Annotated in this window: 12 protein-coding genes; 4 read left to right on the forward strand and 8 right to left on the reverse strand. The window is 66.2% G+C overall.

Annotated elements, in window-relative coordinates; all coding sequences use genetic code 11:
• Positions 1-7 precede the first annotated feature (7 nt).
• A complete protein-coding gene (uvrA, locus tag BMX57_RS05780) occupies positions 8-2,890 on the forward strand; it encodes an excinuclease ABC subunit UvrA (RefSeq protein ID WP_092363508.1) in 2,883 nt (960 codons plus the stop codon).
• Here uvrA and BMX57_RS05785 read toward each other — a convergent pair whose 3' ends face one another.
• From BMX57_RS05785 to BMX57_RS05810, 6 genes are all read right to left on the reverse strand, one after another.
• Entirely contained in the window at positions 2,891-3,892 is a 1,002-nt protein-coding gene (locus BMX57_RS05785; protein WP_092363511.1) for a hypothetical protein, read from the reverse strand.
• 183 nt (positions 3,893-4,075) lie between these two features.
• Entirely contained in the window at positions 4,076-4,393 is a 318-nt protein-coding gene (locus tag BMX57_RS05790; protein WP_177175397.1) for an excinuclease ABC subunit A, read from the reverse strand.
• Positions 4,394-4,487: 94 nt separating this feature from the next.
• Positions 4,488-5,360 (reverse strand): 3-hydroxyisobutyrate dehydrogenase, encoded by an 873-nt coding sequence (mmsB, locus tag BMX57_RS05795; RefSeq protein ID WP_092363514.1) that lies wholly within the window; start codon positions 5,358-5,360, stop codon positions 4,488-4,490.
• 3 nt (positions 5,361-5,363) lie between these two features.
• Entirely contained in the window at positions 5,364-6,404 is a 1,041-nt protein-coding gene (locus tag BMX57_RS05800; protein WP_092363517.1) for an enoyl-CoA hydratase/isomerase family protein, read from the reverse strand.
• A 7-nt stretch (positions 6,405-6,411) separates the two neighbouring features.
• Positions 6,412-7,554, reverse strand: coding sequence for an acyl-CoA dehydrogenase family protein (locus BMX57_RS05805; RefSeq protein WP_092363520.1), 1,143 nt, complete (start codon positions 7,552-7,554; stop codon positions 6,412-6,414).
• A gap of 118 nt (positions 7,555-7,672) precedes the next feature.
• Entirely contained in the window at positions 7,673-8,788 is a 1,116-nt protein-coding gene (locus BMX57_RS05810; protein ID WP_092363523.1) for a carboxylate-amine ligase, read from the reverse strand.
• A gap of 136 nt (positions 8,789-8,924) precedes the next feature.
• On the opposite strand from BMX57_RS05810, the gene BMX57_RS05815 reads away from it, so the two are divergent.
• On the forward strand, positions 8,925-9,776 hold the full coding sequence (locus tag BMX57_RS05815) for a class I SAM-dependent methyltransferase (protein ID WP_092364334.1): 852 nt from the start codon (positions 8,925-8,927) through the stop codon (positions 9,774-9,776).
• A 10-nt stretch (positions 9,777-9,786) separates the two neighbouring features.
• Here the strand turns inward: BMX57_RS05815 and BMX57_RS05820 are convergent, their stop codons facing one another.
• Both BMX57_RS05820 and BMX57_RS05825 read right to left on the reverse strand, forming a co-directional pair.
• Complete coding sequence (locus BMX57_RS05820; RefSeq protein ID WP_092363526.1) at positions 9,787-10,389, reverse strand: L,D-transpeptidase; 603 nt, start codon at positions 10,387-10,389, stop codon at positions 9,787-9,789.
• Between the two features lie 148 nt (positions 10,390-10,537).
• Positions 10,538-12,037 carry a CoA-acylating methylmalonate-semialdehyde dehydrogenase gene (locus BMX57_RS05825; protein ID WP_092363529.1) on the reverse strand — a complete coding sequence of 500 codons (1,500 nt, stop codon included), beginning with the start codon at positions 12,035-12,037 and terminating at the stop codon, positions 10,538-10,540.
• Positions 12,038-12,151: 114 nt separating this feature from the next.
• Here BMX57_RS05825 and BMX57_RS05830 point away from each other — a divergent pair, with 114 nt between their 5' ends.
• Together BMX57_RS05830 and BMX57_RS05835 are read left to right on the forward strand one after the other, a co-directional pair.
• Entirely contained in the window at positions 12,152-13,060 is a 909-nt protein-coding gene (locus tag BMX57_RS05830; RefSeq protein WP_092363531.1) for a LysR family transcriptional regulator, read from the forward strand.
• A 62-nt stretch (positions 13,061-13,122) separates the two neighbouring features.
• The gene (locus tag BMX57_RS05835; protein ID WP_092363534.1) at positions 13,123-13,557 is read left to right on the forward strand and encodes a CBS domain-containing protein; all 435 of its coding nucleotides are present in this window, start codon (positions 13,123-13,125) and stop codon (positions 13,555-13,557) included.
• Positions 13,558-13,568 lie beyond the last annotated feature (11 nt).

Raw genomic sequence — 13,568 nt, forward strand, 5'->3', positions numbered from 1 at the left:
GGCACGAATGGCTGAGCTGAAACATATCGAGGTGCGCGGCGCGCGCGAGCACAACCTCAAGAGCATCGACGTGGACATTCCCCGCGACCGGCTGGTGGTGATCACCGGGCTTTCGGGGTCCGGCAAGTCCAGCCTTGCCTTCGACACGATCTATGCCGAGGGTCAGCGCCGCTATGTCGAAAGCCTCAGCGCCTATGCCCGCCAGTTCCTCGACATGATGGAAAAGCCGGATGTGGACCATATCAGCGGTCTCAGCCCGGCGATTTCCATCGAGCAGAAGACCACCAGCAAGAACCCGCGCTCGACCGTCGGCACGGTGACCGAGATCTACGATTACATGCGGCTGCTCTATGCCCGCGCCGGCACGCCCTACAGCCCGGCCACCGGCAAGCCCATCGAGGCGCAGCAGGTGCAGGACATGGTCGACCGGATCATGGCGCTGGAGGAGGGCACGCGCGGCTACCTGCTGGCGCCCATCGTGCGCGACCGCAAGGGCGAATACCGCAAGGAATTCCTGGAGCTGCGCAAGCAGGGCTTTCAGCGGGTCAAGGTGGATGGGCAGTTCCACGAGCTGGACGAGCCGCCGGAGCTGGACAAGAAGTTCCGCCACGACATCGACGTGGTGGTGGACCGGATCGTGGTGCGCGAGGGGATGGAGACGCGGCTGGCCGACAGCCTGCGCACCGCGCTGGACCTGGCCGACGGCATCGCCGTGCTGGAGACCGCACCGAAAGAGGGCGAGCCGGAACGCATCACATTCTCCGAGAACTTCGCCTGTCCGGTCTCGGGCTTCACCATCCCCGAGATCGAGCCGCGGCTGTTCTCCTTCAACGCGCCGTTCGGCGCCTGCCCGGATTGCGACGGGCTTGGGGTCGAGCTGTTCTTCGACGAACGCCTGGTGGTGCCGGACCAGTCGCTGCGCCTCTATGACGGGGCGCTGGCGCCCTGGCGCAAGGGCAAGTCGCCCTATTTCCTGCAAACCATCGAAGCCATCGCGCGGCATTACGAGTTCGACAAGAGCACGCCCTGGAAGGACCTGCCGGCCCATGTGCAGCAGGTCTTCCTGCATGGCTCGGGCGACGAGGAAATCCCGTTCCGCTATGACGAGGGCGGCCGCGTCTACCAGGTCACGCGCAGCTTCGAAGGCGTGATCCCCAACATGGAGCGGCGCTATCGCGAGACCGACTCGAGCTGGATCCGCGAGGAGTTCGAGCGCTACCAGAACAATCGGCCCTGCGGCAGCTGCGGCGGCTATCGTCTGCGTCCCGAGGCGCTGGCGGTCAAGATCGGTCCCGCTGACGGCGGGCCGGACAAGCTGTTGCATGTGGGCCATGTGGTGCAGATGTCGATCAAGGAGGCGTTCGACTGGACGCGGGAGGTGCCCGAGCATCTGAGCGCCCAGAAGAACGAGATCGCGCGGGCCATCCTCAAGGAGATCCGCGAGCGGCTTGGCTTCCTGAATAACGTGGGGTTGGAATACCTTACGCTGAGCCGTTCAAGCGGCACCCTGTCGGGCGGCGAAAGCCAGCGCATCCGCCTGGCCAGCCAGATCGGCAGCGGTCTGACCGGCGTGCTCTACGTGCTGGACGAGCCCAGCATCGGGCTGCACCAGCGCGACAACGACCGCCTGCTCGGCACGCTCAAGAACCTGCGCGACCAGGGCAACACGGTGATCGTGGTCGAACATGACGAAGAGGCGATCCGCGAGGCCGATTACGTGTTCGATATCGGCCCCGGCGCGGGCGTGCATGGCGGGCAGGTGGTCAGCCACGGAACCCCCGACCAGATCGCCGCCGACGCGGCCTCGATCACCGGGCAATACCTGTCGGGCAGCCGCGAGATCGCGATCCCCGCCAGCCGGCGCAAGGGCAACAGGAAGAAGGTGACCGTGGTCAAGGCCACCGGCAACAACCTCAAGGAGGTCACCGCCGCCTTCCCGCTGGGCAAGTTCGTCTGCGTCACCGGTGTCTCGGGCGGGGGCAAGTCCACGCTGACCATCGAGACGCTGTTCAAGACCGCCTCGATGCGGCTGAACGGCGCGCGCCAGACGCCCGCGCCCTGCGAGACCATCAAGGGGCTGGAGCATCTCGACAAGGTGATCGATATCGACCAGCGCCCGATCGGCCGGACTCCGCGTTCGAATCCAGCGACTTACACCGGCGCCTTCACGCCGATCCGCGACTGGTTCGCCGGTCTGCCCGAGGCCAAGGCGCGCGGCTACAAGCCGGGCCGGTTCAGCTTCAACGTCAAGGGCGGGCGCTGCGAGGCCTGCCAGGGCGACGGCGTCATCAAGATCGAGATGCACTTTCTGCCCGATGTCTATGTCACCTGCGAGACCTGCAAGGGCGCGCGTTACAACCGCGAGACATTGGAGATCAAATTCAAGGGCAAGAGCATCGCTGATGTGCTTGATATGACTGTGGAAGACGCGCAGGAATTCTTCAAGGCGGTGCCGTCGATCCGCGACAAGATGGACGCGCTGGCCCGTGTGGGCCTAGGCTATATCAAGGTCGGCCAGCAGGCCACGACGCTCTCGGGCGGCGAGGCGCAGCGAGTGAAGCTGTCCAAGGAGCTTTCCAAACGCTCGACCGGGCGCACGCTCTACATCCTCGACGAGCCGACCACGGGGCTGCATTTCGAGGACGTCAAGAAACTGCTCGAGGTGCTGCACGAACTGGTCGAGCAGGGCAATACGGTCATCGTGATCGAACACAATCTCGATGTCATCAAGACCGCCGACCACATCATCGACATCGGCCCCGAGGGCGGCGATGGCGGCGGCGAGATCGTGGCCGAGGGCACGCCGGAGCAGGTGGCCGACGAGGGACGCAGCCATACCGGCCGCTATCTCAAGCCGATGCTCGCGGCGCGCAAGGTGGCGGCGGAGTAATCAGCCGCCCCGGCGCGCACGGGCCTGGAGGTTGCGCTCGAGCACCTGCCGGAAGGCCCGGTTGCGCATCAGCCTTTCGCGGGCCGCCTGTGCCGCGGCGCGCTTGTTGCGGGCGCTCTGGATCTCGCGCAGCATGGCCCGCACATCCGAGGGCCGGCGGCCGATGAACTGATCGATGGAGTCCTGAACCGCGCCGTTGATCTGGTCGGCGGTCAATTGCCCGGACACGCCGCCCAACAGGTTGCCGCGGCGGATCTGGCGTTCGGCGGCGTCGGTGATCTCGTCCGACAGCGGCCCCATGAACTTGCCGACGATTGCGCCCAGCATGCCGTCGGCGACCGAGTCCAGCGCGTTGTTCACCACGTCCTCAACGGTCTCGTCCACCGTCACGGTCTCGCCGGCCATCGCCCGGCCCAGGCGGGTCGCGCTGTTCTCCATCTCGTTGATGATGAAGCTCGACGCCGCCGCCTGGATCAGCGCGGTGCCGGCCCCGGTGCCACCTGCCACCGCGGCGCTGGCCCCGGCAGTGGCGCCGCCCGACAGCAGCGCGGCACAGGCCTGCAGCGTCAGGAACGACCCGTCGCGTGTGATCTCCAGGACCCGGACGGTCGAGGTCGTGCCGCTGCGCACGCGGTCCATATAGGTGTTCATGTCGCGCGCGAACCGCGCCGCGTCGCGCTGCCAGCGGGCGAACTGGTTGTAGAAGTTGAGGATGCCGCTGGGGTTCAGCATCCGTTCAAGGCGCTGTTTCTGCGAATTCAGCCGGTTGGCCCGGCTTGCGGCGGGCAAGGTCGCGCTGCCCACGGTTTCGACGACCCAGAGGAACAGGTTCACCGCGTGACCGCGATTGTGGTAGGACCAGTTCTGGTAATGCTGCTCGAACCGGAATTTCGGCGAATTCCAGACATGCAACCGGGTCTGACGGATCAGCCGGCGCACAAGGTTGCGCGCCTCGCCATCCGTCAGCGTGACAAGCTGACCGTTGATTTCGACCGTGGGCATGGCGTCGGGTCCTCCGCATCGTTCCGCGCGCAGGGCCGGCGGCGGGAATCGACACGGTCTCGGACAGCCCTATCCGCCGGAGCGCGAACAGATCATCCCGATTCCGTTGGCGGATGTATATGAACTACGCCACAGTTCCGATGCGCGGGCCGGGTTGGCGCGCCAGCGCGCCGCCCGTTCGGCCTAGTTCAGGACGTTCACGACAGCGCCGATCAGGTCCAGAACCTCGCGCGTTTCGCGGTCGACACGATAGACATGGTCGCCGACGCGATAATAGGTCTGGCCGGGGTTCAGGCCATAGCGGCCCGGTGACCGGATGACGATGTAGTCGTCATTGATCCTGTCGCCGATGCCATAGATCTTCTTGGCCTGTCCCGGTGGCAGACAGCCGTTGTTCTTCTTGGCCAGGCCCGGCGGGCAGCCTTTCGGAGCGGCGGTCGATGTGGCGGGCAGGGCCGCGGCACCCAGGACAAGCGCGAGTGCGGCGATGGGTCTGATCATGTCGGCTCCGGGTTGCGTGGCTGTTTCCAGATCAGATGGGCCGTTTGGACGGCCCTGCCAAGAGGGCGCCCGAGATTGCGCGAGACCTTGCCGATCAGCCGCGCCCGCGTTTTTCGAACCTGGGCAGCATCGCCGAGAAATCGCGGCCGGCGCCGTCCTCCTCCTCGACGAAACGGGCGTAAAGCGCCTGCGCCAGCGCACCCATCGGCGTGTCGGCATCGGCGCTTTCGGCGGCTTGTTGCGACAGGCGCAGGTCCTTGAGCATCAGGTCGGCGGCGAAACCCGGCTTGTAGTCGTTGTCGGCCGGGCTTTGCGGGCCGATGCCGGGGGCGGGGCAATAGGCGTTCATCGTCCAGCTGTAGCCCGACGAGGTGCTGACCACGTCGAACATCTTCTGCCGGTCCAGCCCCAGCTTGTCGGCCAGCGCAAAGGCCTCGCAGGTGGCGATCATGGTAACGCCGAGGATCATGTTGTTGCAGATCTTTGCCGCCTGTCCGGCGCCCGCCTCGCCGCAATGCACCGCCTTCTGGCCCATAATGTCGAAGAGCGGCTCGGCCTTGGCAAATGCCACATCGGACCCGCCCGCCATGAAGGTCAGCGTGCCCCCGGCGGCCCCGCCGATGCCGCCCGAGACGGGGGCGTCCACAAAGAGAATCCCTGCCTTTTCAGTATCCTGCGCGACGGATTTCGCGCTGTCCACATCGACGGTCGAGCAATCGACCAGCGTCGCGCCCTTGGCCATGGCGGGGATCACCTCGGCGGCAACCAGCCGCAGGATCGCGCCGTTGGGCAGCATCGTGATGACCACCTCGGCGCCCTTGGCCGCCTCGGGGCCACTGGCGGCGGGGGTGACGTCCTCGACGGTGACGCCGGCAGTGTCGAACCCGGTGACCTCATGCCCGGCCTTGACCAGATTGGCGGCCATCGGCGCGCCCATGTTGCCCAGGCCAATGAACCCGATCTTCATGTCTCAGTCCTCCTCGAATGTCAGCGTGTGTTCGCCCAGCGGCTGCAGCATCTTGGACACCGCCACCGCGGGCACGTCACCGTCGGCGAACTGCCACTTGGGATTGCGGTCCTTGTCGATGATCTGCGCCCGGATCCCTTCGAGCAGGTCGCCATGTTCCATCGCACGGTGGGTAAAGCGGTATTCCATCTCCAGCGCCTTGCGGATGGTCAGCGAGGGGCCACGCAGGCGGTGGATCATCTCTATCGTGCAAGCCATTGAAATCGGGCAGTTCCGTTCGACGACCTTCAGTGCCTCCGTAACCAGGTCGCCACTCCCGGCGCGCAGATCGTTGCGGATATCGGTCAGGGTCTCGCCGCCGAAATACCGGTCGATGTCTTCGCTGCGATCCCGCAACGGCCCGCGCGGCGCGGGTTGCGCGTGGCGCTCGACATGCGCGGGGTCGCCCGATGCCTCGAGCAGTTCGATCAGGTCGGCCCAATCCGCGCGCGGGATGCAATGGTCGGCAAAGCCCGCGCAAATCGCGTCATCCGGCCCCATGCGCGTGCCGGTGATCCCGAGGTATTCGCCCAGCCGCCCCGGCGCCAGCGCCAACAGCAGCGATCCGCCCACATCCGGCACCAGCCCGATGCCGCATTCCGGCATCGCGATCTGCGAGCCCTCGCAGACGACGCGGTGGGTGCCGTGGCAGCCCAGCCCGACGCCGCCGCCCATGGTGAAGCCCTGCATCAGGCTGATCACCGGCTTGGGGTATTCGAAGATCCGCGCGTTCATCCGGTATTCGTCGCGCCAGAACCGTTGGGCATAGGCGAAATCGCCCTGCGTGCCGGTTTCGTAGAGCTCGGCGATGTCGCCGCCGGCACAGAACGCCTTGTCGCCCTCGGCATCCAGGATCACCAGCGCGATCTCATCATCCTCGCGCCAGTTGCGCAGGGCGGTATCCACGGCCAGGCACATCTCGTAGCTGAGCGCGTTCAGCGCCCTGGGGCGGGTCAGGGTGATCCGGCCGGCGCGGCCGGTGACGCGGATGTCGATGTTGCTCATGGCCTCCTCAGCGGTTGGCAAGCATGTGGCGGGCGGTGATCACCCGCATGATCTCGTTGGTGCCTTCCAGGATCTGGTGCACGCGCAGGTCGCGCACAAGCTTCTCGATTCCGTAATCGGCCAGGTAGCCATAGCCGCCATGCAGTTGCAGGCATTGGTCGACGACCTTGGAGCCGGTCTCGGTCACGAATTTCTTGGCCATGGCGCAGAACTTGGTGGCGTCCGGGGCGCCCTGGTCCAGCTTCCACGCCGCCTGGCGCAGGAAGGTGCGCGCGGCCTGAAGCTCTATCTCCATGTCGGCCAGGCGGAATTGCAGCCCCTGGAACTGGTCGATGCTCTGGCCGAAGGCCTTGCGCTCGCCCATGTAATCCAGCGTCAGGTTCAGCGCGGTCTGGGCCGCGCCCAGCGAGCAGGAGGCGATGTTGAGCCGTCCGCCATCCAGCCCGGCCATGGCGTATCTGAAGCCCTTGCCCTCTTCGCCCACCAGGTTTTCGGCGGGGATCCTGCAATCGTCGAACTGCACCTGCGCGGTGGGCTGGCTGCGCCATCCCATCTTGTCCTCGAGCGCGCCGAAGCTGAGGCCCTTGGTGCCGTCCTCGACATAGACGGTCGAGATGCCGCGTGGCCCGTCCTCGCCGGTGCGCACCATCACCACATAGGCATCCGAATAACCGCCTCCCGAGATGAAGGCCTTGGTGCCGTTGAGCGTATAGCCCTCGTTGCTGCGTTCCGCGCGGGTCTTGAGCGCGGCGGCGTCCGAGCCCGAGCCGGGTTCGGTCAGGCAATAGCTGAGCACGGTGTCGAGCGACAGGATGTCGGGCATGATCCGCGCCTTCATCTCGTCGCTGGCAAAGGTGTCCAGCATCTTGGCGCACATGTTGTGGATCGACAGGAACGCCGCGACGGACGGGCAGGCCATCGACAGCGCCTCGAAGACCAGCGTGGCGTCCAGCCGGCTGAGCCCCGAGCCGCCCGAATCCTCGGACACGTAGAGCCCGCCGAAACCCAGCTCGCCCACGCGCGGCCACAGGCCCTTGGGGATGGTTCCCTCGGCCTCCCACTGGCGGGCGAAGGGGGCGATCTGCTCCTGCCCAAAGGCATGGGCCATGTCAAAAATGGCGGTCTGTTCCTCGGTCAGTGCGAAATCCATGCGCGCCTCCTCGCTCGACGGGTTCGAGTAATTGAACAGTTGTTTATTTATAGCTTTGACGAATTGCGCGATCAAGTCATCATTGCCGCAAAGGCGCTTTGCGGAATTGCATGGGCGCCTACAGGTCCTCGTGAAACTCGTCGATCAGGTGCTGGACCACGGCGCGGCCCGGATCCTCGCCCTTGGACAGCGCCTCGGCATGGACCCGGCGTTGCCGCGTGGCCGAGGTGCCGTTCTCGGCGATGCGCCGCAGCGAGGCCAGCTCGTTCAGGCTGCCCAGCGCCTCGGCGTCCTCGGCCAGAATGCCCATCAGCTCATCCATCAGCACGCTCATCGGCTTGATCGAGCGGTCGCCGAAATCGATCAGGCCCTCGCCAACCCCGTAGCGCTGTGCGCGCCAGCGGTTCTCGGCAATCAGGAAGCGGTCGTAGTTGCGCCAGCGCAGGTTGCGCGCCTTGAGCCGGCACAGCATCCGCACGATGGCCTGGTTCAGCGCGGCCAGCGCCAGGGTGTGCTCCATCCGCGGCGAGACGTCCATGATCCGCGTCTCCAGCGTCGGGAAGCGGTGCGAGGGGCGCAGGTCCCACCAGATCTTGGTGCTGTCCTCGATCACGCCCATGTCGATCAGCGCGCCGGTGGTGCGCTCGTATTCCGCCCAGCTGGCAAAGCTGGGAGGCAGGCCGGTCCGAGGCAGGTTGTCGAACACGGTCAGCCGGTAGGAGCTGAGCCGCGTGTCCTCGCCCTTCCAGAACGGCGAGGAGGTCGAAAGAGCCAGCATGTGCGGCAGGAAATAGCTGAGCTGTGGCATCAGGTCGGCGCGCAGGGCGTCGTCCTCGATCCCCACATGCACATGCATTCCGCAGATCAGCATCCGGCGGGCCACGCCGCCCAGCGCGTGATGCAGCGCGTCATAGCGTTCCTTGTGCGTGTGATGCTGGTCGCGCCAGTTGGCCGACGGGTGGCACGAGACCGCGATGGGGGCCAGGTTGTGCTCGGCGGCGCGTTCCGAGACGCAGGCCCGCAGCCGCCTGAGATCTTCGCGCGCGCTGGACACGGTGCCGTGGACGCGGGTGCCGACCTCGATCTGGCATTGCAGGAATTCGGGGCTGACCTGGCCTTCGAAATCCGCCTGGCACGCGGTCATCAGGGCCTCGGGCGCCACCGCCAGTTCCAGCGAGTCGCGGTCGACCAGCAGGTATTCCTCTTCGATGCCGATGGTGAAGTCTGTCTGCATCGGGCCCTCCGCTTGCGATTTGCCCCAGAAAACAGCTTCGGCACCGCGCTGCCAAGAAAATTTCGCCGTGCGCATGGACTTGGAACCGGTGGAAAAGGCGGCTAAGCAGCGCAGGCGCAGCCAGCAGGAGATGCGGATGAAGCCCAAGACGCGCAAATTTCCCCGGATCAACGCGCTGCTCGATCCGCTCGACGTGAAACTGATCGACCGCAAGGACGAGATCGACGAGACCGCGCGGCTGCAGGCCTTCGAGCGGCGCGGCGGGCTCAAGGGGCCGGCCTATGCGCTGTCGCCGGGGATGGAGGGGTTCGACATCGCGCCGCTGGTCGAAGGCTATGGCGAACATGCCGAGGCGCTGCAGGCGCTGCGCGACCCCGGCCACAAGGGCGCAGGGTTCCGCATGGGCAACGGGTATTTCGACGCGCCGGATGCCGACGCGCTGTATCTGATGGTGCGCCGGTTCGCGCCCGCCCAGGTGATCGAGGTCGGCTGCGGCCACTCGACACGGGTGACGCGGCAGGCGGTGATCGATGGCGGGCTATCGACGCGCGTCACCGCCATCGACCCGTATCCCCGCGCCGACATCGCCGACGTGGTCGACCGGTTCGAGCAGTCACGGCTGGAGGAGGTGGATCCGGCGCGGTTCGCGTCGCTGGGCGACGGCGACATCCTGTTCATCGATTCCAGCCACCAGGTCCGGATCGGCAACGACGTGGCGCATCTCTTCTGCAGCATCATCCCGGCGCTGGCGCCGGGGGTGGTGATCCACGTGCATGACGTGTTCCTGCCCTACGAATACCCCAAGCGGTTCTTCTACGACTGTCCCGGCTGGGGCGAGCAATACCTGCTTCACGCACTGCTGCAATCGGGCGGCTTCGAGATCCTGTGGCCCGGCTACTACCTGCAGATGGAGCGGCCGGATGCGGTCGAGGCCCTGCCATTCCTGGGGCAGGGCCGGGCGCAATCCTTCTGGATGCGCAAGACCTGAGCGGCGCCGGTCAGAGAAGCAGCACCTTGGTGCCGATCTGCACCATCGGATAAAGTTCCTCTACATGCTGGTTGTAGAGACCGATGCAGCCCGACGAGCTTTGCCGGCCGATCTTGCGCGTGTCGTGGGTGCCATGCACCAGATAGGCCGGCCAGGCCAGATACATCGCGCGGGTCCCCAGAGGGTTGTCGGGACGACCGCCTTCGACACGCCTGGGCAGCGTGGGGTCGCGCTTGCGCATGTTGGCGGTGGGGGTCCAGCTGGGGTTCTCGGCCTTGCGCACGATCCGCGAGTAGCCGCGGCGCGTCAGCTCCTCGGTCATCGGCACTGACGAGGGATAGAGGCGGTAGGTCACGCCGTCGCCGCCCCAATAATGCACTGCGCGGCTGTCGATATCGGCCAGAAGGCATCCGACGCCCAGACTGTCGAAATGGTCCTGCCAGTTGCGCTTGCGGAACGACGAGATGTTGCGGCGCACCGGCAACTGGTCGCGGATCGCCGGTTCGCTCTGCGGGAAGGCGTCACTGGTCTGCGCGCGCAGCAGCGCCGGTGAGGCGAGCGTGGCCGCTGCCCCCAGGAGGGCGCCGCGCCGGGTCAATCTGGATCTGGTCACGTGAACCTCCGGACATTGAACGTTTGGCCGTAAAGATACGCTGCGGGCGCCGGATTTGCCAGCGCCCGTGTGTGAAAAATCCGTGATGGTGCCGGCGGAGTTCCGCCGGTCGCGGCCCCGTGTGTCGTGCCGGGGCCGGGCCGGAGGCTCAGTCCATGGCCTTGAAGTTGAATTCGCCGCCTTCCTTGATGCCCGACGGCCAGCGCGAGGTGATCGTCTTGGTGCGCGTGTAGAACTTGAACGCGTCGGGTCCGTGCTGGTTGAGATCGCCGAAGGCCGACTTCTTCCAGCCGCCGAAGGTGTGATAGGCCAGCGGCACCGGGATCGGCACGTTGATGCCCACCATGCCGATGTTGATCCGGTTGGCGAAATCGCGCGCCGCGTCGCCGTCGCGGGTGAAGATCGCGGTGCCGTTGCCGTATTCGTGGTCCATCGCCAGGCTCAGCGCGTCCTCGTAGGTCTGCGCGCGCACGGTGCTCAGGACCGGGCCAAAGATCTCCTTCTTGTAGATGTCCATCTCGGGCGTCACGTGGTCGAACAGGTGCGGGCCGACAAAGAAGCCGTCCTCGTAGCCCTGCAGCGAGAAGCCGCGGCCGTCGACCACCAGCTTGGCGCCCTGATCGACCCCGGACTGCACCAGCCGTTCGATATTGGCCTTGGCCGCGGCGGTGACAACGGGGCCATAATCCACGTCGTCGCCGGCGGTGTAGGGGCCGACCTTCAGCTTTTCGATGCGCGGCACCAGCTTGTCGATCAGCCGGTCGGCGGTCTCGTCGCCCACCGGAACCGCGACCGAGATCGCCATGCAACGCTCGCCCGCAGCCCCGTAACCCGCGCCGATCAGCGCATCGGCGGCCTGGTCCATGTCGGCGTCGGGCATCACGATCATGTGGTTCTTGGCGCCGCCGAAACACTGCACGCGCTTGCCGTTGGCGCAGCCGGTGCCATAGATGTATTCGGCGATCGGGGTGGAGCCCACGAAGCCGATCGACTGGATCACCGGGTGGTGCAGGATCGCGTCCACGGCCGCCTTGTCGCCGTTCACCACCTGCAGGATGCCCTTGGGCAGCCCGGCCTCTTCCATCAGCTCCGCCAGCATGAGCGGCACCGAGGGGTCGCGCTCGGACGGCTTGAGGATGAAGGCGTTGCCGCAGGCGATGGCGGGGGCGAACATCCACATCGGGATCATGGCGGGAAAGTTGAACGGGGTGATTCCGGCGCAGACGCCCAGCGGCTGGCGCATCGAATACATGTCGATGCCGGGGCCGGCGCTGTCGGTGAACTCGCCCTTCAGCATCTGCGGCGCGCCGATGCAATATTCCACCACTTCCAGACCGCGTTGCACATCGCCCTTGGCGTCGGGCAGGGTCTTGCCGTGCTCGCGGCTCAGCGCCTCGGCCAGCTTGTCCATGTCGCGGTTCAGCAAGTCAACGAATTTCATCAGAACCCGCGCCCGGCGCTGCGGGTTGGTGGCGCCCCAGGCCGGCTGCGCGGTGGCGGCGATCTCGACGGCCTTGTCGATCTCCTCAGAGGATGCCAGCGGCACCTTGGCCTGGACCTCGCCGGTGGCGGGGTTGAACACATCGGCGAACCGGCCGGACGTGCCGTTGACGTGCGCCCCGCCGAGATAGTGGGTTAGCTCTTGCATGACTGGTCCTCCATCGGGAATTTGCGAACAGGATAGGCTTGCACAAATCCCCTGAACAGAGGCAACATCTCAAAGGCGTTTTGCATTTTCGCAGGGAAGGGCCTAGGATTGGGCATGGATCCGCACTGGGACGACATGAAGGTCTTTCTGGCCGTGGCCCGCGAGGAAAGCCTGTCCGGGGCCGGACGGGTGCTCAAGCTGGACCCGGCCACGGTCGGCCGCCGCATCGCCCGGCTGGAGGGCGCCTTCGAAGCTCCGCTCTTCGTCAAGTCACCCCAGGGCTACACCATGACCGCCGCCGGCGAGCGGCTGCTGGCCCATGCCGAACAGGCCGAGGAGGCGATGCGCGGCGCCGCGGAATCGCTGACCGGCCCGGCCGACCGGCTGAGCGGGCAGATCCGCATCGGTGCGCCGGACGGCTGCGCCAATTTCATCCTGCCGCAGGTCTGCGCCCGGATCGGGCGCGATCACCCCGACCTGGACATCCAGATCCTGGCGCTTCCGCGGATCATCAACCTCAGCCGGCGCGAGGCGGACATGGCGATCACCGTCAGCCCGCCGACCGCCGGGCAGCTGCTGGTGCAGAAGATCACCGACTACAAGCTGCACCTGGTCGCCTCGCGCCGGTATCTGCGCCGCAATCCGCCGATCACCTCGGTCGAGGATCTCGTCGATCACCGGATCATCGGCTATATCCCCGACATGGTGTTCGACCGCGAACTGGACTATCTCAGCGACCTCGGCATCGAGCGGGTGGCGCTGGCGTCGAACTCGGTTGCGGTGCAGCTGCGGCTGGTGGCGCATGACACCGCTCTGTGCATCGCGCATGACTTCACGCTGGCCTTCAACGGGCGCCTGCGCAAGGTGCTGGCCGACCAGATCAGCCTGACCCGCAGCTTCTATCTGGTGCGCCACCAGGGCGACCGGCGCAGCGAACGCCTGAACCGCTTTGCCGAGACGCTGAGCCGCGGCATCCGTGACGAAGTCGCCCATCTGGAGGAACAGAGCGCCCCGGCGTCTTGACAGGGCAGGCCATTGCGGCAACCTTTTGATGACCGAAGGAAAAGATCGCCGGGGTATCGCATATGCTTGTCCAGTCCATTCTCAAGTCCAAGGCCGGCAGCGGCGTTGTCACGGTTCCGGCCAAGGCCAGCGTGGCCGAAGCGGCCAAGATCCTGGCCGAGAAACGGATCGGCACGGTGGTCGTCTCCGACGATGGCGAGACCGCGCTGGGGATCCTGTCCGAGCGCGACATCGTGCGCGAACTGGCGGCCAGCGGGGCCGACTGCCTGACCCGCGCGGTCAGCGACTACATGACCAAGGAGCTTGTCACCTGCACGGTCGAGACCACGGTCGAAAGCCTGATGTCGCAGATGACCGAGGGCCGGTTCCGGCACATGCCGGTGATCGAGGACGGCAAGCTGATCGGCATCGTCACGCTGGGCGACGTGGTCAAGGCGCAGCTCTCCGAACTGGCGATGGAAAAGGATGCCCTGCAGGGCATGATCATGGGTCACTGAACCCGTCCTCC

Source organism: Cribrihabitans marinus (genome assembly GCF_900109035.1).
GTDB lineage: Bacteria > Pseudomonadota > Alphaproteobacteria > Rhodobacterales > Rhodobacteraceae > Cribrihabitans > Cribrihabitans marinus.